The sequence below is a fragment of the Paenibacillus sp. J31R98 genome (assembly GCF_056269245.1).
Genome location: NZ_JBWDNO010000001.1, coordinates 481263 through 503603 on the forward strand (window position 1 = coordinate 481263; position 22341 = coordinate 503603).

Below are 22341 nucleotides of genomic sequence, written 5' to 3' on the forward strand. Positions count from 1 at the left end.
TTCGGGAAAAGGCTCTTTGGCGTGCTTAGGTTTGTTTCTATAATGTGAGATAACCTCACCTTGATCGTAAGCAGCATGATTGAGGAGGCATTTTGGCAGGAGAAAGAGAGGAATGGAGAATGGAACTGATACAGAAACAGAAGGTGAAGCATCCGCTCGAACCGCTCAGCACGGAGGAAATCGCGCTTGCCGTGAAGGTGCTAAGAGAGAGAAAGCATCTCGGCGCATTCGACCGGTTCGTATCCGTCATGTTGAGAGAGCCGAAGAAGAGTGACGTGTTTCTCTTCGATTATTCGAATCCGATCAATCGGGAAGCAGCCATTATTATTCTGAACAATGCGCAGAATGCCTGCTATGAAGCGATCGTGTCGCTCGGGACCGAATCAGTCGTCTCGTGGTTGCATATTCCTGGCGTACAGCCGTCGATCATGCTGGATGAACAGATCGAATGCGAAGTTGCTGTAAAAGAGGATAAGACGTTTCAGGCGGCGCTCGCCAGGCTTGGTGTAACGGATGCCTCGCTTGTCATGGTCGACCTGTGGTCTGCAGGTAATTTCGGCGGCACCTACGAGAATACGCGCCGAATCGCAAGACCGCTTTGTTTCTTGCGAAGCAAGCAAGGGGAGAATGGCTACGCGCGTCCGCTTGGTATTATCCCGGTTGTTGATTTGAACGAGATGAAGGTGTTAGAGGTTGAGGAGTATCCTTACCATGCGATCCCGTCGAAGCCGGCTCATTATGCGCTTAGTGAAATGGGACCGATGCGCGCCGATTTGAAGCGTATCGATATTACGCAGCCCGACGGCCCGAGCTTTACGATAGATAGCCATGAGGTGAACTGGCAGAAGTGGAATCTTCGAGTCGGCTTCAATGCCAGAGAAGGTTTGACGATCCATACGGTCAGCTATAACGATGGCGGAGTGAATCGCCCCGTACTGTATCGGGCGGCTTTATCGGAAATGGTTGTGCCATATGGCGATCCCGGACCGACGCAGAATCGCAAGAATGCATTCGACAGCGGCGAGTACGGCATCGGCCAATTGGCGAACAGTCTGGAGCTAGGCTGTGATTGCGTGGGCTTCATCCGTTACTTAGATGCAGCAATGACGAACAGCCGCGGCGATACCGTCGTAATCAAGAATGCGATTTGCATGCATGAGGAGGACTACGGCATCTTATGGAAGCACACGGACTGGCGTACGAATGAGGTCGAGGTTAGACGTTCACGCAGGCTCGTTATTTCGTCGATTTCAACGGTCGCTAATTATGAATATGGATTCTTCTGGTATTTCTATCAGGACGGCAATATCGAATTTCAAGTGAAGCTGACCGGCATTCTGTCTGTCGGCTGTCTGACCGAAGGCGAGAAGCCATTATATGGCACGATGGTAGCGCCTGAACTCTATGCGCCGAATCATCAGCATTTCTTCAATGTGCGGCTTGACCTTCAGATTGACGGGAACGAGAACTCGGTTTACGAGGTCGATACGGTGCCTGCTCCGCTTGGACCTGAGAACCCGATGAGCAACGCATTCATGGCAAAGTCGACCGTGTTAGCGACCGAGAGTGAAGCGGTGCGGGACTTGAAGCTGGAGACGGCGCGCTACTGGAAGTTCGTGAACGACAATGTAAAGAACGATATGAACCAATCCGTCGGTTACAAAATCGTCCCCGGCGAGAACTGCTTCCCCTTCGCCGCACCGGAGTCCGATCTCATCAAGCGCGCCGGATTCATTACGCACCACATGTGGGTGACACCGTATGATCCGGAGGAAATGTATGCGGCTGGCAAATATCCGAATCAGCATGCGGGCGGTGACGGCTTGGCGAAGTGGTCGAAGCAGAACCGTTCCGTTGAGAATTCGGACATCGTCGTCTGGTACACCATGGGGCACAATCATATTCCTCGTCCGGAGGATTGGCCGGTCATGCCTACGGCGTATACCGGATTTCTGCTGAAACCAAGCGGCTTCTTCAACTGCAGCCCAGCGCTTGACGTACCTTCGACAGTGAAGAAGACAGCTGTAAGCGCAGGGGATACGTGCTGCTCAAGGGAGGGGCATGGATGAACGAGAGCCATAGCCATAGCCGCGCAGCTATAAAAGAAGAAGAGAACCGCTTGTTCGCCTTGTCGACAGTTCCGGTTGCACTCATGCTGCTCATTCATGGTGTTCATCTGCTGCTTGCTCCAGCTCTTGCCGGTATTGGCTTAGGAGCAGCGGCGATGCAACATGCGCATCAGCATAAGATGGACTCGTCGATGGCGATGAACATGTCCATGTCCATGCCTTCGTCCATGACTGGCGCAGGCAGCTCGCTGTCGTGGTTGAGCGCAGTGTTAATAATCCTTAACGGCATCGCGATCTACTGCGCTTGCAGGATGCTATACCGGATGGCGAAACAGCGCGAGTCGGAAAGGACTCACAAAGCACGGTTGAAAGCAGCTGTATCCGTGCTGTCCATACTTATTGGAATTGCGACATTCGTTGTCATGTAGAAGATGGAGGCGATGCGGATGAATAGAAGGAAGGGTTACTTATCGTTGTCGTTGGCGGTCCGAATTGGATTAGCGGTTATTGCACTATGGTGTTTAACGATGACCTCCGTGTTTGCAGAGGAAGCTGCGGCGCCTGTCGTAGATACAGGCGATACCGCTTGGATGTTGATTTCCTCTGCCATCGTCATGTTCATGTTCGTCCCGGGCCTTGCGCTGTTCTACGGCGGCATGGTCAGCTCGCGCAATGTGCTCTCGACGATGATGTACAGCTTGAGCAGCATGCTCGTCGTTAGCCTCGTATGGGTGCTGTGCGCCTACACGCTCGCCTTCGGTCCTGATGCGGCTGGCTTGATTGGCAAGCTTGATTTTGCCATGTTCAGCGGGGTGAGCGGAGACCCGGCAGGTACGATGACCATACCGCATTTCATCTTCGCGATCTTCCAGTGTTTGTTCGCCGCAATAACCGTTGCTCTGATTTCCGGTGCCGCAGCAGAACGGATTCGCCTATCAGCATGGGTGATCTTCTCGGTGCTGTGGGTCATCTTCGTATATGCGCCAATGGCTCACTGGACGTGGGGTGGCGGCTGGCTGATGCAACTGGGCGGGCTTGATTTTGCCGGAGGGACTGTCGTTCATATTCTGTCAGGCGTCAGCGCACTTGTCGTAGCGCTCATGATTGGACCTCGCGAAGGGTTTCCGCATCAGAAGGAATCCATGCACAATGTCATCTTGTTCTTCATTGGCGGCATGTCGCTGTGGTTCGGCTGGATGGGCTTCAACGGCGGCAGCGCGCTTGCTTCAGGCTCTTTGGCAACACTCGCCTACGCAACGACGCATATGGCTGCATCAGCTGGCGGTATCGCGTGGATGGCGATTGAGTGGTACAAACGCGGCAAGCCGACGCTTGTTGGCACCGTCACTGGCGTTATTGCCGGTCTCATTGCCATTACCCCGGCAGCGGGATTCGTCTCCGTCGCCTCTTCCATTCCGATTGGCGCTGTGGCGAGCATCGTCTGTTACTTTGGCGTTCATTTTCTCAAATCTCGCTTCAATTACGACGATACGCTTGATGTATTTGGCTTGCATGGTTTAGGAGGCATCTGGGGAGCGATTGCGACTGGCATCTTCGCCAGCAAATCGGTCAATCCGGCCGGCAATGACGGACTGCTCTTCGGCAATCCGAAGCAGTTGCTGATTCAGCTGCTCGATGTTGGTGTGGCGATCGCGCTCGCAGCTGTCGGCACCTACGTACTGTTGAAGTTTATCAGCGTCTTTGTACCGCTTCGTGTTGCCAAAGATCAAGAGGAGGTCGGACTCGACATCAGCTTGCAAGGGGAGAATGCGTATAAAACCCCTTCGCCGACGCCAGCGGTCGCAGCATCTAGCCGGCAGCCATCGCATGCGCTTGTTGGTGATTGAGAGCTGCGCTGTAAAATGGCTTCATTCGCTTCTCCTATTCGAAGGAAGAAAGAGGTTCTCCGACAGCTGGCGGAGAATCTCCTTTTTGTGTTGTCCAAATACAAACAGATGCAATTGCCACATTCTTGCAGGAATCGGTTATAATAAAAGAAATAAATAAATTTGAAACATCTATTTCGGATGTGTCGTATTAGAAAGCATGAACGAAAGACGATCAACATTTTCGAGGAGGAACATGAACCATGTCTGTATTTAAACGATTGAGAGATCTTACTTTGTCGAACGTATATGCAATGATTGAGAAAGCAGAGGATCCGATTAAGCTGACTGACCAGTACATCCGCGATATGCAGGAAGATCTCGAGGACGCAGAGAAAGCTGTAGCTTCGCAAATTGCGATTGAGAAGAAATTCAAACAATTGTATGAGGAGCAAGACGCACTCGTAGCGAAGCGCGAAGAGCAGGCGCATACGGCTGCATCGCTTCAGAACCTCGAATTAGCTCGCCGCGCGCTGGAAGAGAAGAAATCTGCCGAGCAGAAGCGTAATGAGTACAAGGCAAGCTTCGATCAGAACAAGGCTGCTGCCGACAATCTGCGTGGAAAGCTATCCGAAATGCGCAGCCAGCTGACTGAGATGAAGAACAAGCGCGAGACGCTTGTGGCGCGTTATCAGGCAGCGAAGGCGCAAGCGGACATTAACAAGTCGATGGCTGGTTTCAGCTCCGACACGGCAATGGCTGGTCTGAAGCGGATGGAAGAGAAGATGCTCCAGGCTGAGGCGCAGGCGGAAGCAAGCAATGAAATGAACAGCAAGGCGAAATCGCTTGACGATGAATTTGAAGCGCTTGGCAAGAACAAGGAAGTTGATGATGAGCTTGCTGCGCTGATGAAGAAGTACGAGAACAAAGAGTAACGCTTGAAGCTTGCGAAGGAAGAACGTCTGCAGGGAGACTGGGTCATACCAGGGCGCCTGGCGGCGTTTTTTCTTTGCAGGGTACATGAACTCACATATTGATGATGGAGGATCATTCCGATGACGTTGAATGAGATGGTAGGCATTCTGGTATGGACAGGCGCAGGTGCGGTGCTGCTGATCGTGTTGATGGCCGTCGATTCATTTTTCACCCGATACAAGGACTTGGAAGAAATTAAGAAGGGAAATGTGGCGGTGACGAGCCGTTTCATCATGAAGCTGCTCGCGCAAGCGTATATCCTGGCGCAGTCCATTGCAAGCTCGAGCCATCTCGGTGACGCATTGCTCGCATCTGTCATTTCTTTCGTCATTCTACTGCTTATCGAGAGCTTGGTTGAAATCGCGCTTAGGACGACGGTTTCCCTTGATCTGGGCGAAGGCACGAAGGATGGCAAGATGTCGCACGCACTGCTCGCGGGTTCGCTTCATATAGCAGGAGCGCTCGTAATCGGCGCATGTTTATAATCTTGAACATTAGGGAGTCCTAACACATGAGTTTATTCAAACGGATAAAGAATATTATGGCGAAGCCAGAGCCCCCTCGCGCGGAGAAGAGTATGTTGACGATCGGACCTGGCGATGTATGTGAAGTGTCGCTCGTGACGTATCAAGTGGTTGGCCGTCTCCATAACCGGCAGCGGAACATCGTTGTGCTGACGCTGCAGGATGGCTCAGCAATCCGTTACCTGGCCATTGAGGAGAGGGAACGGACAGAGTTCACGCTCTATGCGGATATCGATGGCAGACTTGATTCCGTCGAAGAGGTGCCGACAGAGCTTGAGCTTGATGGACGGATGTTCTATCTCGAGGAGCAATATTCCGGTTTGGTCGTGACGGCCGGACGAACGCCGTTTAGACAGGGCGGAGAGCAGTACGTGTGGCAGTTTCAGTCCGATGACATGAAGCTGCTGCGCATTGAGTGGCAGGACGGCAGGTTCATGCTGTACGAAGGTGAAGATGTGCTGTCAGCCGATGTGCGCGTTCTCCGCGGCAGTTAGGAGTGGATGAGCTAAAGTGCGAATTCATCGTTCTTATTTGATCAAAATATTGCTTGTCATCTCATTGATCTTCCCACTGCTTGCCGCTTGCGGCATTACGGAGACGATTCAAGAGAAATATCCGCTCGAATCGGTTAATGGCAGCGGCTCGCAGACCTCCTATGTGTACCGTGCTGCCGGCGTGAGCGTTCCGGATGTAGCGAAGGCGCTCGTCGATGAGTCGAAGCCACAGCAGCAATCGCCGGAGAAGACGGATCATATGTTTCTCGTCTATTCGGACAAGATCATTCATCTTCAGCAGGATGCGAAGAAGCCAGAGGATACGCTCATCGAGGTTGATTCGAAGGAATATGTCCGCAACAATTACAGCTCCAGCTTCCTGGAAGGGTATTTAATTGCGAGTCTGCTGAGCGATCTGTTCGATAATGGGCGGTACGGGCATGGCACTTACCGCGGCTACGATAACCGTGATACCTACAAGCCGAAGTCAGGCAGCTACCACGCGCCGACGACCCAGGAGAAGAAAGCAATCCCGCCGATGACGGTGAACCGGACCGGTTCGATCTTCAAACGTTCGAAGAATGCGGATACGAGCAGGGTAGGCGAAGGCGGCATATTTAACAAAGCCCCTCCGAAGTCATCCGGCAAGATCACGCGAGGCTCTGACGGTGACAAGAAATCAAGCTGGTACTCACCTCCGAAGAAGTCCAAGCCGAAGACTAGAGTCGGATTTGGACGGGTGTCGAGGCGCAGATAATTTACGAGTGTACGACAAGAGCAGAACAGCAAGAACGGTATGTGCGGGCGGTATTGCCTCCCTCATGCCGTTCTTTTTTTTGTAACTTTATGTCCGGGAGGGAAATGGTATATGATGAGAAAATGATGATTTGAGTAATGGCTCCAAACAGGAAGGGGAACTAATGGGATGAAACGGTTATTGTCGCCGCTGAATACGGTGGTGCTCACGCAGTTTTTAAGTGCGTTCGCGGATAATTTGAACTTCTTCCTCATCGTTGGAATGGTTAAGCGCCAAGGGGTGGCGAATCCTGATATTGCGGTCAATTACATACAGATCGCTTTTCTTTGCGCTTATGTCGTTCTTGCGCCGATTGTCGGTGCTTTCGCGGATAAAAATGCGAAATCGCAAGTGCTCCTGCTCGGCAATATTCTGAAAGCGATCGGGATCGCGATGCTGTTGTTCGGCTTGCCTCCGGCACTCTGTTATATGTTTGTCGGCATTGGCGCGGTCGTCTATTCGCCAGGTAAGTACGGCATCTTGACCGAGCTTACATCCACGGAGGACGAATTGCTCCGAGCGAATGCGAAGGTGGAGGGCTCCACGATATTGGCTATCCTGCTCGGTACGATAGCGGGCGGCTTCTTGGCGGAGAACTCGGATATGCCGGCGATTCTAACTTGTCTCGGCGTTTATCTATTGTCTCTGCTAATGACGTTCATCATTCCGGCACGGGCAGGCAACAAGTCGCTTCGGTATGGCCCGGAAGCAATCCAGTTCCTTCGCGATGTCGCCATGTTGTTCCGCAATCCGCGGGCTCGCTTCTCTCTGATCGGCACAGGCTCATTCTGGCTGACGGCCGCGGTGCTCCGCATTGCGCTAATCGCTTGGCTGCCGCTTAATCTTGGCATCGAAGACACCGATCAGCAGTCGATGATGATCGGCATTACGGCGATCGGGGTCGTCTGCAGCGCTTTCTTGACGCCGCGCTTCGTACCGGCAGGCAAGCTGCACCGAGGATTCTATTTTGGCTTATTCATGGTCGCTTCTGTTATGGTGGCATCTCTCACATACGAGCTTTGGCTGACGATTGTGCTGCTCTTCCTGATCGGCTTGTTCGGCGGAATCTTCGTCATTCCGCTCAATACGATGCTGCAGGAGGAAGGCAAATCCCTTATCGGCTCCGGCAAAACAATTGCCGTTCAGAATTTCAGCGAGAACATTCTTACGGTCACCGGCTTGTGCATTTATCTAACGCTGAGCCAAATGCATGTATCCGTGAACGGCTCCGTTATTGGTATTGGTCTAGTGCTGCTCATGTTCATTCTGTTCTTGGCAACGCAGCTGTCCAGCATCCGTGGAGCCGGCAAACAGACTGCAGCTGCTCTTCGCGAACAGCAGCGCTGATTGTGCGGGTATGAATCAAAAAGACGTATAACCGTAACGGAAGGTGAATAGTATCAATTGGCTATATCTCCTTTGTCAATTGTCTGCTAAACTATACGGACGTTACTATTTTTGTAGGAGGCTTCTCTCTTGTCGTCGGAACCACTGCTTACATTTTTATCTCCGCCGCTGCCTTATTTTATTGAGTCCAACCGAACTACATATCAGCCTGGCGGCGAACACCCGAACCGCCGGAATATCGGCGTGTTCGATCTGTTATTCGTTCATAGCGGGAAGCTGTATGTTGGCGAGGAAACTCAAACTTGGGAAGTCGGCCCTGGCCAGATGCTCATTCTAAGGCCGGACAAATGGCATTATCCGACAAAGCCTTGCACAGAGGAAACTGTATTCGATTGGGTGCATTTCCAAACTGCAGGACCGTGGGAAGAGCTAAGCGATATCAACTGCGGCACGCTCCGCGGCGATTATTATTCATATGCGATCCGGTTGCCGAAGACGATGTCATTCTCGTATCCGGAAGAAGTGATAACGCTGTTCGGGAAGCTGCATGAAGCCGCGCTTGGCACGTCGCATGCCGCGTTCTGGCAGCGTCAGCAATGGTTCCTGCATCTCTTGCAGGTGTTCGATGAAGGTTGGCGAAGCGATGCGGCGAAAGCGCCGATTGCGGTTGCGGAAGAGGCCGCTGCTTATCTGAAAATGCATTTCCGGACAACAGTGACGAACGGCAAGCTCGGCGAAGTGTTGGGACTACATCCTAACTATATCGCGCGTTGTATGAGCGATGTGTTCGACTGTACGCCGCAGCAATATTTGCTCTCTTATCGGATGGACCAAGCGAAGCTCATGCTGATGAAGACGAATTGGCCGATTTCGCGTATCGCGGATGAGACCGGATTCAAGCAGACGCCGCATTTCTCGCGGTCGTTCGCAGAGCATGTCGGCATTACGCCGCTCTCTTACCGGAAACGGTTCACGGGCAGCGCCAGCGGCAGCAGCAAGCATGCTGATCCGCGCGAAGACGGGTTCTAGTGATTAGTGCTGCAATTGTTACTTTATAAGTTTGTGAGAAGGTCGTTCCTATCTGAGGGGCGGCCTTTTCTGTACGCTCAGAGCAGCATCGGCCGATTTTTTTGCGAGAGCACGTATATGTTCTCTCAGAGGGCTTTCAGCGCAATTTGGATACTGAGAGTACGTATATGTTCTCTCAGTTTCACCCCGTGGTGCTAAGCGATCGTTTTCGATCTTACAACATCTTACAACCCACTTCTCGCGCTCGCTCCTCCACTGAGAGAGATTATTTCCTCTCTCAGCACCTGTTTTCGCTATTTTCGCTCGACGAGAGCGGGTATTTCCTCTCTCGTCGCTGAAAATCCGAGCGCGGAGCGATTTTTCCCTGCTAAAAGAGCTCATTCCCTCTCTCTCAGCGCCGCTCAGCAAGCAATCCGCCGAATTAATTGCTGAGATTGTACGCTCAGCTCCGGCACGCTACCGATAATTGACAGGGTTTCTCTACAATCTGAAGAAAGGTCGTTCCGTAAGGAACGACCTTTCTTGTTTACTGTCCCATCTAACGCTACAATTACAGCGCCAATTCAAGAATCTGCCTAACATCCTCTTGTTGCAGCTTCTTGAAGTTGCCGAGCGGTCCGAATAGCACCGCTTCTTTGGCCATGACATCGAGATTGTCTTTGCCGATCTCGTAGTGCGCGAGCGTCGCAGGAGCTCCTATGCGGGTGAAGAACTCGCGAGTGGCTTCGATGCCGGCAAGCGCCAGTTCCTCATCGGACTTCGCTCCACGTTCGATTCCCCATACTCGCTCCGCATATTGCGTGAAGCGGTCGATCCGCTCTTTGTACACATATTTCATCCAGTTCGGGAACACGATGGACAAGCCAGATCCATGCGGAATGTCGTAGATAGCGCTAATCTCGTGTTCTATGCCATGCGAAGCCCAGTCGTTCTGCGTGCCGACACTGATCAAGCCGCCATTCAGAGCCATCGTGCCGCATAACATCAAGTTCGCTCGCGCGTCGTAATCGTTCGGGTTCTCGAGTGCCTTCTCTGCATTCTCAATAACGGTGAGCAGCACGGATTCACAGAGGCGCTCTTGAAGCGGCGCGTTCTCCGTGAGCGTGAAATATTGCTCGAAGACGTGCGACATAATGTCTACGACTCCGTTGACGGTTTGGTCGCGCGGAACAGAGAAGGTTAGCGTTGGATCGAGAATGGAGAAGCGCGGGTAGGCATGCTGGCTGCCGAATGCTCGCTTCTGCTTCGTTTCCCAGTTCGAGATTACAGCGTTACCGTTCATCTCCGAGCCGGTTGCCGAAAGCGTCAGAATCGTGCCTATCGGAAGAGCGTCCTGGATTTGCGCCTTCTGCATGAAGAAATCCCATACATCGCCATCATGAACCGCACCTGCCGCAATCGCCTTCGCTGCGTCAATAACGCTGCCGCCGCCGACGGCCAGAATCAGATCGACCTTCTCGCTGCGGCACAATTCAATGCCTTTATTTACGGACGTTAGACGCGGATTAGGCTCTACGCCGGACAATTCAACAACTTTAGCGCCAATCGAATTCAACTGAGCAAGCACATCATCATACAAACCGCTGCGTTTAATGCTGCCGCCTCCATAGACGAGCAGAACCGTTTTACCAAACGGTGCAACCAAGCTGGCGAGCTGGCTTACCGTGTCTTTGCCGAAAACGATTTTGGTCTGGTTTTGAAATGAAAATGAATTCAAGAGTAGCACCTCCTGGTCAATTTTTACACCGAATCCATCTTAGCGATATTGCGTTGGTGAAGTCAAGGCGACGACCTGGGCACCACGTTCAGGCAGCCCCTTTACAAACACTTAAAGAAGAATCAAAATTTTCTGAAAATATAGTGCGATTTATGAAAATGCCGTGTATAATGGAATAAAATCGCGCTAGTGCTAATAAAGGTGACTTTTTATCCGCAAAAAGCTGTATTTTGGGAGGTGCTTGCCGTATATGGCGAATGCTGCTGCAATTGGATTATCCACGCGCGATTTATATCTGTTTAACAAAGGAAATTATTTCCATAGTTATCGAACTTTCGGCGCGCACATCGTGCAGCTTGAAGGCAAGACTGGCGTTCGGTTTACAGTATGGGCGCCTGGTGCGAAGCAGGTCAATGTTGCTGGCTCCTTCAATGAGTGGGATGGCGCATTGCATCGTATGGAGCTGATTGGCGAAACAGGCGTATGGAGTCTATTCATATCTGATATCGGCGCAGGCGCCGCTTATAAGTATGAGATATTCACTATGGCAGGACAACGGCTGCTGAAGTCCGATCCGTATGCGTTCGCGTCAGAGCTTAGGCCTAGCACCGCTTCAATTGTTACAGAACTATTCGATTATAAATGGAATGATGGAGACTGGCATCAGCGTAAGCTAGAAGACAGCCCTTATCATGAACCGATGCTCATCTATGAGGTGCATCTGGGTTCTTGGCGCAACAATGGGAAGGAGCTGTTCTGGACTTACGAGCAGATGGCTGACGAGCTCGTCGAGTACGTCGTGGAGATGAAATACACGCATATTGAGCTGCTTCCCATTACCGAGCATCCGCTTGACCAATCTTGGGGCTACCAAACGACTGGCTATTACGCAGCCACGAGCAGATATGGGACCCCGGAGCAATTGATGATGCTTATTGATCGCTGCCATCAGAAGGGCATAGGCGTCATTCTCGACTGGGTGCCCGGACATTTCTGCAAAGACGACCATGGCCTCAGAGAATTCGACGGGACGCCGATTTACGAAGGGAAGGACTTGAAGCGGGCAGAGAAGCCTTCATGGGGCACACTTGCTTTTGACTTTGGCTGCACGGAAGTGCAGAGCTTTCTCATCTCGAATGCCGTATTCTGGATGGATGTCTTCCACATTGACGGCCTTCGGGTCGATGCTGTAGCCAGCATGATTGATCTTCACTTTGATAAACCACCTGAGCTTTACACCTACAACGCTTTTGGCGGCACGGAGAATACCGATGCCCTTCGCTTCCTCAAACGACTAAACGAAGTTGTATTCCAGTACTACCCTAATACCCTTATGATTGCCGAAGATTCTTCCGCTTGGCCTGCAGTCACTTCACCTACATACATGGGCGGTCTTGGCTTTAACTTCAAGTGGAACATGGGTTGGATGAATGACATGCTTCGTTATATGGCGCTGGATCCCAATGAGAGGATGCGCCACCACAACCTCGTTACATTTTCACTAATGTACGCCTTTTCCGAAAACTACGTATTGCCCTTGTCGCACGACGAAGTCGTCCATGGCAAGCGGTCTCTCCTTAACAAAATGTCAGGCACGTATGAACAGAAATTCGCTCAGCTCCGATTATTTTACGGCTACTGGATGACGCATCCCGGCAAGAAGCTGCTCTTCATGGGCGGCGAATGGGGGCAGTTTGACGAATGGAAGGATGCCGAATCGCTAGATTGGATGCTGCTAGATTATGAGTTGCACGGGGCGATGCATGACTATGTAAAGTCCTTGAATGATAGATATAGCGCGACTCCATCGCTATGGGAGCGCGACTGCGATCCCGGCGGTTTCGAATGGATTGATGTACATAACGCAGCACAGAGCATCATCATCTTCATGCGCCGCGGCCATGCGGAGGATGAGTTCTCGATCATTGTGTGCAATTTCTCGTATCACCACTATCCCGAATACCGCATTGGTGTTCCGAAACCGGGTCGCTACCGGACTGCTCTGCATAGTGAAGCGGCATCTTTCGGCGGCAGTTTATCAACTGCTGATTCCACGAAAGTTTATCATAGCAACAAGTCACCTTGGCAAGGAAGGCCATGCAGCATCACGCTTGATCTTCCGCCGCTTTCGTTTCAATTGTTTATTTTTGCAAAAGGGGAACCTCGCCGCAACCAAGAGAACGCCGTATTGCACTAAATGGTGGAACTCATCATTACACGAACTGCAGCAAGCCGTTGCAGTTAAGAAGGAGAGAACGTACATGGGCAGAAAACGGATGGTGGCTATGCTTCTAGCCGGCGGAGAAGGGAAGCGACTCGGCGTGCTGACGAAAGATTTGGCGAAGCCGGCGGTTCATTTTGGCGGGAAGTACCGAATTATCGATTTTACTCTCAGCAATTGCACTCATTCGGGGATTGACACAATCGGTGTACTGACGCAGTATCAGCCTCTCATCCTGAATACTTATCTTGGGATCGGCAGTCCGTGGGGATTGGACAGACGTGATGGCGGCATGGCTATCCTTCCGCCTTACGTGAAGCAGAAGGGCGGTATGTGGTACAAAGGCACAGCGAACGCGATCTATCAGAACATGGGCTTCATCGACCGGTACGACCCGGATTATGTGCTTGTCATTTCAGGCGATCACATTTATACGATGGACTACGAGCTTATGCTCCAGGAGCATGAGGAGCGCGGAGCAGATGTGACGATCGCGTGCATCGAGGTCAGCTTGAAGGAAGCGAGTCGTTTCGGCATTATGCATGTCGACGATGAAGGGTTGATTACAGCGTTCGAAGAGAAGCCGAAGGTGCCGACGAGCAACCTGGCTTCGATGGGTATCTATATTTTCTCATGGCCTGTGCTGCAGCAGTACCTCATTCGTGATGAAGCGAACCGCAGCTCCAGCAATGACTTTGGCAAGGATATCATTCCAGCAATGCTGCAGGATGGCGTAAGGCTGAACTCGTATACCTTCAAGGGCTATTGGAAGGATGTCGGTACCCTAGAGAGCCTCTGGGAAGCGAATATGGATCTATTGTCCGAGAAGCCGGTACTGAATTTGAATGATAAGAATTGGCGCATCTATTCCGTCAATCCGAATCGTCCTGCCCATTATTCGGCATCGACGGCGGAAATCTACGATTCGCTCATTACCGAGGGCTGCATTATCGAAGGGCTTGTGCACAAGTCGGTGTTGTTCTACGGCGTACAGGCGGGAGTAGAAAGCGAAGTGTATGAATCGGTCATCATGCCGAACGTGAAGATCGGGAAGGGAGCGCGAATCTACAAAGCGATCATCGGCGAGAATGCCATCATTGCGGATGGTGTCGTCATTGGTGATCCAAGCAGAGAGAGCGTTACGGTAATCGGCAGTGATGAATTTGTTGCGGCTAACCAATCGTTGCAGGAGGTAGAGTAGCTATGAACTCCAACATACTAGGTGTCATCAATCTCATTCATGAAGCGGACGAAATGGAGACGTTGACGGCAAGCCGTTGCCTTGCTACCGTGCCGTTCGGGGCGCGTTATCGGTTAATAGATTTCATGCTCTCGAGCATGGTGAACTCCGGGATTTCGAAGGTAGCGGTCTTCGCGCAGACGAAGTACCGTTCTTTAATTGACCATTTGGGCTCCGGCAAGCATTGGGATTTGCATCACCGTCAGAGCGGACTGTTTATTCTGCCGCCGGTGACGGACGATGTGAATGAAGTGCGCCGCGGCGATCTGTACCATTTCTATCAGCACCGCGATTATTTTACGCGCAGTTCACAAGAGTATGTGCTCGTTACGCGCAGCCATATGATATGTAATATTGACTTCGAGGAACTGCTAGTTTCACATAAAGCAAGCGGGGCGAGCATTACGGTAGTCTGCAAACGACAAAACGACCTGCTCGGCGGTAAAGCACGTAAAGTGCAAGTCGACGAGAAAGGCCGGATTACTTCGATGCAGGACCATTACGGCCGCTTGAATACCGATCTCATCTCGATGGAGATGTACTTGATGAAGAAAGAACTGCTGCTTGAGATTGTAGACAGCTCGCTCGCGCAAGGGCAGGATCACCTCGTGCGCCATGCGATTATGTCGCGTCTCGACCGGCTTCATATCCAGAGTTATGTCTATGAAGGCTATCTCGGCGTCGTGAACACACTGACGAGCTACTATCAGAACAGCATGCAACTATTGCGTCCTGATGTCTGGAAGGGCTTGTTCTTCGAGCCGGGTCCGATCTATACGAAGGTCAAGGATGAACCGCCTGCGCGCTACGCTGAAGGTGCGAAGACGAGCAATTCGCTCGTTGCGAACGGCTGCATCATTGAGGGGACGGTGATTAACAGTATTTTGTTTAGGGGCGTGCATGTCCGCAAAGGAGCGGTTGTACGCAATAGCATTATTATGCAGAACGGAATTGTCGGCGAGAACAGCATCGTAGACCATGTCATTCTTGATAAAGATGTAACAGTAGAGCGCAGCCGTGAGCTGCGCGGCGCCGAGGTGTCACCCTTTCTTGCTACTAAAAGAAAGGTTATCTAAGTCGTTCATGCTGTACCGATCCGCTGCAATGTTAGAGAGATAGAAGCTTTATAAGCGATAGAAGAAGAGGTGAACCCATACGATGAAAGTATTGTTTGTAGCATCAGAGGCGGTGCCGCTCGTGAAAACGGGCGGTCTCGCCGATGTAGCCGGCGCGCTCCCGAAAGCATTAAATGCCAAGGGGGCAGACGTTCGCGTCATTATTCCGAAGTATGAGCTCATTCCTGCCGCGCTGCTTGAGCAGTTCGAGACGATTGCTACCTTCACGGTACGAATCGGCTGGCGGGAACAATTCTGCGGCTTGCTCAAAGCAGAGCTGGACGGCGTCGTCTATTATTTGATCGACAACGAACATTATTTTAAACGTGGTGTCCTCTATGGCTATGGAGACGATGCAGAACGATTCATCTTCTTCTGCTACGCGGTCATGGAGTCGCTGTACCATCTTGATTTCCATCCGGAGATTATTCACTGCCATGATTGGCAGACCGGTCTCATCCCGTTCCTGCACAAGACCAGATATCGGTTCGATCCGGCTTGCGCGGATATCGCGACGGTATATACGATTCACAATTTGAAGTATCAAGGGGTATTCGGGAAAGAGTTATTTCAGGACCTGATGAATGCTGGAGAAGAGCTATTCTTCTCGGAAGGCATCGAGTTCTACGGAGCCGGCAATTGTATGCTCGGCGGCCTCCGTTACGCGGACAAGCTCACGACCGTCAGCCCGACTTATGCGCAGGAGATACAAACAGAGTACTACGGAGAACGGCTGGACGGATTGCTGCGGCATCGCAGCGAAGATCTCGTTGGCATCGTCAACGGGATTGATACCGACTTGTTCGATCCCATGAATGACGGGGCCATTCCATTCCCTTACCGCGGCTCGCTTGCGCGCAAACAGAAGAACAAGGTGGCGCTGCAGCGTGAGCTCGGTTTGCGAGAGTCGGAGGAGACGCCGCTCATCGGCATCGTCTCAAGGCTCGTCGATCAGAAGGGCTTCGATTTGATCGCAGCTGTGTTCAATGAAATTGTGCAGGAGGATGTGCAGCTCGTCGTGCTTGGCTCCGGTGATGTGAAGTATGAGGATTTGTTTCGCAGGGCGGAGGCCGAGCGTCCGGGACAAGTGGCGACCTGGTTCGGATTTAACGATGGACTCGCCCGCCGCATCTATGCAGGCAGCGATATGTACTTGATGCCGTCGCAATTCGAACCTTGTGGACTTAGCCAATTGCTAGCGCTTCGATACCGCAGCGTCCCGATTGTTCGGGAAACCGGAGGATTGAAAGACACTGTACTTGCCTATAACGAATATACTGGGGAAGGTAATGGCTTCAGCTTTGTGAATTATAACGCGCACGACATGCTTCACACGATTAGAAGGGCAATCAGCTTCTATACGGATGAAGCGGCATGGCAGCAAATTGTCTCGAACAGCGCCAAGGAAGACTATAGCTGGACCCGCTCCGCGAAAGCTTACATGTCGCTTTACACCACGATTTCGCCACATAGAAAGGAGCGCCAGCCATGGCCCGTCACCTCGTAATCGGCAACGGTAAAATTCTGATCAACCTAGATCGCAACTGTTACATTCGGGATATTTACTATCCATTCGTTGGACAGCTGAATCATGTCGGCGGTCAATATTGCAGGCTTGGCATTTGGGTAGCTGGCCAATTCTCCTGGCTAGAAGACCCGGATTGGAAGTTCGAGCTTGGCTACATCGCGGACTCGCTTGTCACGAATGTCATCGCACGCAATGATCGGCTTGCGATTGAGCTGCATATGAATGACGGCATTCACCAGCGGGAATGCATCTACATGAAGCGAGTTGTCATTCGCAACCTTGCGGGTGATTCGCGTGAAGTGAGATTGTTCTTTCATCAGGACTTGATGATAGACGGCTCGGAAGTCGGCGATACCGCGGCCTATTATCCAGATAATCACACGCTGTATCATTACAAGCGCTCGTCGTATTTCATGTTCAACGGCTTCTCGGATGAAGGCGGCATGATGCAGTATACGACTGGCATCAAGCGGTTCCACTCGGCCGAGGGCACTTGGCGTGACGCCGAGGACGGCAACTTGATGGGCAACTCGATTGCCCAGGGGTCTGTCGACAGTACGATCAGCTTCCGCACGGTCGTTCAGCCTGGCGGGGAACAGACGGTTTACTACTGGATGTCCATCGGCAGTGATCTGGAAGCGGTGAAGAAGCTGGACCAATATGTGCAGGACAGCCATCCGGAGAAGCTGCTCAGCCGCATCGTTATTTACTGGAACCATTGGCTGCAGCGCGCGGAACATAATCTCGGCGATCTGACGCCGGAGGTGGCTCGGTTGTTCCGGCTCAGCTTGCTGCTCGTTCGGACGCAGACGGATGAACGCGGAGCCATTATTGCAGCGAATGACACGGATATTCTCCAGTACAACCGTGATCATTACAGCTACATGTGGCCTCGCGACGGTGCGCTAATCGCGGATGCCATGTCGGCGGCGGGCTTCCAGAGCGTCATCGCGCCTTTCTTCCAATTCTGCGCCCAGACGTTATCGCCGGAGGGCTACTTGTTCCACAAGTACAATCCGGATGGCACAGTCGGCTCCAGCTGGCATCCATACATTGTGCAAGGAAGCCGGAGGCTGCCGATTCAGGAGGACGAAACGGCGCTTGTGCTGTTCGCGCTGTGGAAGGACTACACGCGCCATCAAGTCATCGAGCTGCCGCAGTCGCTCTATAACAATCTGATTCGTAAGAGCGCCGCATTCCTCAGCCAATACATGGATTACACCTTGTCGCTTCCGAAGCCAAGCTATGATCTGTGGGAGGAACGGTACGGCATCTGGACGTATACCGTCGCATCGGTATACGGCGGCTTGATCGCGGCTGCGTTCTTCACGGAGCTGTTCGGCGATTATGAGCGCAGCGATCATTTCCGTTCGACCGCGCATTCGATCAAGCAGGCGATGCTCACCCATCTGTGGGATGAGGAGACTGGCCGCTTCGCGCGCGGGCTTATCCAGAAGGATAATCGCTGGGTTAAGGATATGACGCTGGAGAGCAGCTTGTTCGGCATTTGGGAGTTCGGCGTACTGCCGGTTGATGACGAGCGGGTCATCAGCACGATGAATGCGATCAAGCATGGTCTGTCCATTCGCACGCATGTAGGCGGCGCGGCGCGGTATACGAACGATTATTACTTCCAACAATCTGGCGACATTGATAACGTGCCAGGTAATCCTTGGATTATCTGTACGCTGTGGGTGGCGAACTTCGAGATCGAATCGGCGAATTGCCTCGCCGATCTGGAGAAGCCTCGCGAGACGCTGGAATGGGTCGTGAAGAATGCGCTCGAGAGCGGCGTGCTGCCCGAGCAGATGCATCCGCTCGACGGCAGTCCGCTGTCAGTTGCTCCGCTGACCTGGTCGCATGCGACATATGTGCAGTCGGTCACACGATATGCGCAGAAGTATAAAGCGCTCTTGGCCGAGGCTCACGTAGCCGCAAGTGTTGAGGCTTAATGATGTAATCTAACCAAGGAAAAGCAGCAGTCAGGGCATTATTGCTCTGGCTGCTGTTCTTCTTTGTGCAAGAGCTTTAGGAGCACTTTTCAGAATATTAGGCAAACTCCCTCTTGAACTTTCTGAGAGACCCACATATAATATGGAGCACAGCAGTATATCAGGCGATAACCAAAGACATGATTCCCTTCCGTCAGGCTGCACAGAGAGAGGAGCGATTGCTGCAAGCTCCTTCTGTCCTGAGATCGGAGTTACCCCTTTGCAGCCGTGCCGTGGAACCTTGGCGACTATGTGTCCCAGTTGTAAACGGCGCCGCCCTCATCCCCGTTAACGGATGCTAAGAAGGACCTCTCGCTTATTTGAGCATTCGCTCTCGCGAGGGTCGAATTAGGGTGGAACCACGAGCTGAACGCACTCGTCCCTTATGGACATGTGCGTTTTTTTGCGTTCAAATTTATCAATTGAAACGGAGGAAGTCTGGTGGGAAACATCGTAAATGTAAAGCTGCCAAGCGGAAAGGTAAGAAGCTACGAAACAGGCGTATCGGCGGAGGATGTGGCGAAATCAATTAGCGCTTCCTTGGCGAAGCAGGCCGTAGCCGGCAAAGTGAACGGGAAGCTGGTCGATCTCAGCAGTCTCGTGGAAGAAGATTGTGAGCTTGCGATCATCGAGCTCGAGGATGAGGATGGGGTTCGAATTCTCCGCCACAGCACAGCGCATCTAATGGCTCAGGCAATTAAGCGCATCTATGGCGAGGAGGCGGTTCAGCTCGGAGTCGGGCCGGTCATCGAGGATGGCTTCTACTACGACGTTGCGATTGCGCAGCCGCTCTCTTCAGCGGATTTGCTGGCGATTGAGAAAGAAATGGAGCGGATCGTTCAGCAAAATGTACCGATTGTCCGCCGCGTCGTAAGCCGGGAGGAAGCTCTTGAGTATTTCGCTAACAAAGGCGAGCAGCTGAAGCTGGAGCTCATCCGTGACTTGCCGGAATCGGAAGTCATCTCGATCTATGAGCAGGGGGAGTTCGCAGACCTCTGCAGAGGACCGCATCTGCCCTCGACAGGCCGAATTAAGGCGTTCAAGCTGCAGTCTGTCGCTGGCGCGTATTGGCGGGGCAATTCAGACAATGCCGTGCTGCAGCGTATCTACGGCACAGCGTTCCCGAAGAAGGCGCAGCTGGATGAGCATCTGCAGCTGCTTGAGGAAGCGAAGAAGCGGGATCATCGGAAGCTCGGCAAGGAGCTTGAGCTGTTCATGTTCTCGGAGGAAGCGCCAGGCATGCCGTTCTATCTGCCGAAGGGTATGAAGCTGCGGACAGAGCTGGAGCAGTTCTCTCGGGAGATGCAGAACAGACGAGGATATGATGAGGTCCGCACGCCGTTCATGATGAACCAGCGGATGTGGGAAGAATCCGGCCACTGGGATCATTACAAGGACAATATGTATTTCACTGAAGTGGATGAGACGAATTATGCGCTCAAGCCGATGAACTGCCCAGGACATATGTTGATCTACAAGAACAGCTTGCATTCATACCGCGAGCTACCGATTCGAATCGCGGAGTTCGGACAGGTGCATCGCCACGAGTTCTCCGGCGCGTTGAACGGCATGATGCGAGTACGGACATTTTGCCAGGATGATGCGCATTTGTTCGTCCGTCCCGATCAGATCGAGGAGGAGATCGGCAAGATTATTGCGCTCATTGACGATATCTACGCGGTGTTCGGGTTCTCCTACCGGATTGAGCTGTCGACTCGTCCGGAAGATTCAATGGGCTCACAGGAACTATGGGATCAAGCGGAATCCTCGCTGCAGCAAGTGCTTGATAATCGGGGCATCGCTTACCTTGTGAATGAAGGCGACGGCGCGTTCTACGGGCCGAAGATCGATTTTCACATCCTAGATGCGTTGAAGCGCAGCTGGCAATGCGCAACAATTCAGCTGGATTTCCAAATGCCGGTGAAGTTCGACTTGTCCTACATCGGCGAGGATGGCGCGAAGCATCGCCCTGTCGTCATTCACCGCGCCGTCTATGGCTCGATCGATCGGTTCATCGGCATCCTCACAGAGCATTATGCGGGGGCATTCCCGCTCTGGCTCTCGCCCGTACAGGTGAAGGTCATTCCCGTATCGGAGAAGGATCTTGATCATTCCATCTCTGTGAAGCAGCAGCTGGAGGAGGCGGGGCTTCGCGTGGAGATTGACCATCGGAATGAAAAGCTCGGCTATAAGATCCGCGAAGCGCAGCTTGAGAAGGTGCCATATATGCTCGTTCTTGGTGAAGCAGAGCGCCAGTCGAATGACGTCGCGGTGAGGCAGAGGGGGAAAGGCGATATCGGGTCCAAGTCGATCGCCGATTTCATTCAGCAGCTTAAGGACGAAGTTGAAGCGAAAAAGTAAAAACAAGAACAAAGCAAAAACAAGAACAAGCAAAAACCGGCCCTGCCATCTGTGGCAGGACCGGTTCTTGTTATGAGCAATAGGATGTTAGATAAAACCGCCACGAAGAACGATTACTAACAAAATATAGAGTACAAGAATAATGCCCGCACTAGTCCAAAGAAGGCCTGGTCCGCATCCCATTCCTGCGCCACCTACACCGCCGTATCCCACTGTACATACCTCCCGAGTGGTTATTTTGTGATGTTTCTGATCACATTTGTAATATATGCCTTTTCTATTAATTCGATTGGACGTTTGTACCGGGTGAACTTGTATTTGCACATTCGCCTAGGAGGGATCGGGGGTTTCATGCGGGTAGATACGCCTGGCATGTCAAGCGTCTAATTAGGTCGCTGAATCGTATATCCTCGGAACAGGTGTCGAGACAGCGAATTGCCGCACATGCTTGACTCTCGCTTCGCCCTTCATCTTAAGACTGTTGCCGACGAGGAGCAGCGCCGCACTACTGATCGCGATGATCTCGATGCAGCCAACGCTGATTGTAGGTAAGCAATTGGTTGTCCGTACAACATCCGGTTCGGGATCCAGTTCATTAATAAGTGGATATAATGTTGGCGTGTCGCGGTCGAAGATGTCATAAGACTCGAAATAGACTTTACCGGATATGAGGTGGTCCGTAGCTCGTTGAACGGCAAGCGCGCGGAGTGAAGCATTCACCTCTGCGCGGTCGCCGATCTGCACGACTGAGGCGGTACCTACTGTGTTCACGTAGATACCGCCAATCTCGGATGTGCGGACTGGGAAATCCTCAAGCTGGGCTTCAAGATTCTCAAGCTTCTGGAGATTCATGATTCTTCAGCGCCTCCAGCCCTTCCAGCGTTTCCTTCTTGAACACGTCCGCTTCGCCTTCAGCGCGTTCAAACCCTTCCGGCTCTTCCAGCGGCGCAAGCGGTCCAACGATGACAGACTCCGGCGGCGTATCGAACATGGAGACGAGCGAAATCTGCTCGGTATCTCCGATTTGAAGCATGGAGGCACTCGCGACAGCGGTTAATTGAATGCTCCCGACGGCGAGCACGTGATTGACGACATTTAATTGCATGAG

At 52.2% G+C, this 22341-nt stretch carries 19 protein-coding genes; 15 read left to right on the forward strand and 4 right to left on the reverse strand.

Translation table 11 applies throughout. From position 1 onward, the window contains the following. The first annotated feature begins 119 nt into the window (after window positions 1-119). The 9 genes from AC0YNX_RS02195 (at window position 120) to AC0YNX_RS02235 (ending at window position 9060) form a co-directional block, all read left to right on the forward strand. Entirely contained in the window at window positions 120-2069 is a 1950-nt protein-coding gene (locus AC0YNX_RS02195; RefSeq protein ID WP_475814015.1) for a primary-amine oxidase, read from the forward strand. Next, window positions 2066-2497 (forward strand): hypothetical protein, encoded by a 432-nt coding sequence (locus AC0YNX_RS02200; RefSeq protein ID WP_475814016.1) that lies wholly within the window; start codon window positions 2066-2068, stop codon window positions 2495-2497. Before AC0YNX_RS02195 ends, AC0YNX_RS02200 begins: the two co-directional genes overlap by 4 nt. A 99-nt stretch (window positions 2498-2596) precedes the next feature. Continuing rightward, window positions 2597-3916, forward strand: coding sequence for an ammonium transporter (locus AC0YNX_RS02205; RefSeq protein ID WP_475815153.1), 1320 nt, complete (start codon window positions 2597-2599; stop codon window positions 3914-3916). Window positions 3917-4158: 242 nt separating this feature from the next. Next, window positions 4159-4830: a PspA/IM30 family protein gene (locus AC0YNX_RS02210; RefSeq protein WP_475814017.1), complete on the forward strand. Its 672-nt coding sequence runs from the start codon at window positions 4159-4161 to the stop codon at window positions 4828-4830. Between the two features lie 120 nt (window positions 4831-4950). Further along, window positions 4951-5355: a DUF350 domain-containing protein gene (locus AC0YNX_RS02215; protein WP_475814018.1), complete on the forward strand. Its 405-nt coding sequence runs from the start codon at window positions 4951-4953 to the stop codon at window positions 5353-5355. Window positions 5356-5381: 26 nt separating this feature from the next. After that, window positions 5382-5888: a DUF4178 domain-containing protein gene (locus AC0YNX_RS02220; RefSeq protein ID WP_475814019.1), complete on the forward strand. Its 507-nt coding sequence runs from the start codon at window positions 5382-5384 to the stop codon at window positions 5886-5888. 16 nt (window positions 5889-5904) lie between these two features. Beyond that, the gene (locus AC0YNX_RS02225; RefSeq protein WP_475814020.1) at window positions 5905-6645 is read left to right on the forward strand and encodes a DUF4247 domain-containing protein; all 741 of its coding nucleotides are present in this window, start codon (window positions 5905-5907) and stop codon (window positions 6643-6645) included. Between the two features lie 168 nt (window positions 6646-6813). After that, window positions 6814-8031 (forward strand): lysophospholipid transporter LplT, encoded by a 1218-nt coding sequence (lplT, locus tag AC0YNX_RS02230; protein WP_475814021.1) that lies wholly within the window; start codon window positions 6814-6816, stop codon window positions 8029-8031. 129 nt (window positions 8032-8160) lie between these two features. After that, window positions 8161-9060 carry a helix-turn-helix domain-containing protein gene (locus AC0YNX_RS02235; RefSeq protein WP_475814022.1) on the forward strand — a complete coding sequence of 300 codons (900 nt, stop codon included), beginning with the start codon at window positions 8161-8163 and terminating at the stop codon, window positions 9058-9060. 550 nt (window positions 9061-9610) lie between these two features. On the opposite strand, the gene AC0YNX_RS02240 is transcribed toward AC0YNX_RS02235, so the two are convergent. Next, the gene (locus AC0YNX_RS02240) at window positions 9611-10777 is read right to left on the reverse strand and encodes an iron-containing alcohol dehydrogenase (RefSeq protein ID WP_475814023.1); all 1167 of its coding nucleotides are present in this window, start codon (window positions 10775-10777) and stop codon (window positions 9611-9613) included. Window positions 10778-11027: 250 nt separating this feature from the next. Here AC0YNX_RS02240 and glgB point away from each other — a divergent pair, with 250 nt between their 5' ends. The 6 genes from glgB to thrS all read left to right on the forward strand — a co-directional run bounded on the left by glgB (window position 11028) and on the right by thrS (window position 21233). Then, window positions 11028-12974, forward strand: coding sequence for a 1,4-alpha-glucan branching protein GlgB (glgB, locus tag AC0YNX_RS02245; protein WP_475814024.1), 1947 nt, complete (start codon window positions 11028-11030; stop codon window positions 12972-12974). 64 nt (window positions 12975-13038) lie between these two features. Further along, window positions 13039-14199 carry a glucose-1-phosphate adenylyltransferase gene (locus tag AC0YNX_RS02250; protein WP_475814025.1) on the forward strand — a complete coding sequence of 387 codons (1161 nt, stop codon included), beginning with the start codon at window positions 13039-13041 and terminating at the stop codon, window positions 14197-14199. A gap of 2 nt (window positions 14200-14201) precedes the next feature. Next, window positions 14202-15314: a glucose-1-phosphate adenylyltransferase subunit GlgD gene (gene glgD / locus AC0YNX_RS02255; RefSeq protein ID WP_475814026.1), complete on the forward strand. Its 1113-nt coding sequence runs from the start codon at window positions 14202-14204 to the stop codon at window positions 15312-15314. Between the two features lie 82 nt (window positions 15315-15396). Next, the gene (gene glgA / locus AC0YNX_RS02260; protein WP_475814027.1) at window positions 15397-16860 is read left to right on the forward strand and encodes a glycogen synthase GlgA; all 1464 of its coding nucleotides are present in this window, start codon (window positions 15397-15399) and stop codon (window positions 16858-16860) included. Next, on the forward strand, window positions 16842-18833 hold the full coding sequence (locus AC0YNX_RS02265) for a glycoside hydrolase family 15 protein (RefSeq protein ID WP_475814028.1): 1992 nt from the start codon (window positions 16842-16844) through the stop codon (window positions 18831-18833). Before glgA ends, AC0YNX_RS02265 begins: the two co-directional genes overlap by 19 nt. 489 nt (window positions 18834-19322) lie before the next feature. Beyond that, on the forward strand, window positions 19323-21233 hold the full coding sequence (gene thrS / locus AC0YNX_RS02270; protein WP_475815154.1) for a threonine--tRNA ligase: 1911 nt from the start codon (window positions 19323-19325) through the stop codon (window positions 21231-21233). Between the two features lie 87 nt (window positions 21234-21320). On the opposite strand, the gene AC0YNX_RS02275 is transcribed toward thrS, so the two are convergent. The 3 genes from AC0YNX_RS02275 to AC0YNX_RS02285 all read right to left on the reverse strand — a co-directional run bounded on the left by AC0YNX_RS02275 (window position 21321) and on the right by AC0YNX_RS02285 (window position 22338). Beyond that, window positions 21321-21416, reverse strand: a complete 96-nt coding sequence (locus AC0YNX_RS02275; RefSeq protein ID WP_218150164.1) for a YjcZ family sporulation protein — start codon at window positions 21414-21416, stop codon at window positions 21321-21323. 204 nt (window positions 21417-21620) lie between these two features. Continuing rightward, entirely contained in the window at window positions 21621-22085 is a 465-nt protein-coding gene (locus AC0YNX_RS02280) for a spore germination protein GerPE (protein WP_475814029.1), read from the reverse strand. After that, complete coding sequence (locus tag AC0YNX_RS02285; RefSeq protein WP_475814030.1) at window positions 22066-22338, reverse strand: hypothetical protein; 273 nt, start codon at window positions 22336-22338, stop codon at window positions 22066-22068. The genes AC0YNX_RS02280 and AC0YNX_RS02285 overlap by 20 nt, the downstream gene beginning before the upstream one ends. Window positions 22339-22341: the final 3 nt, after the last annotated feature.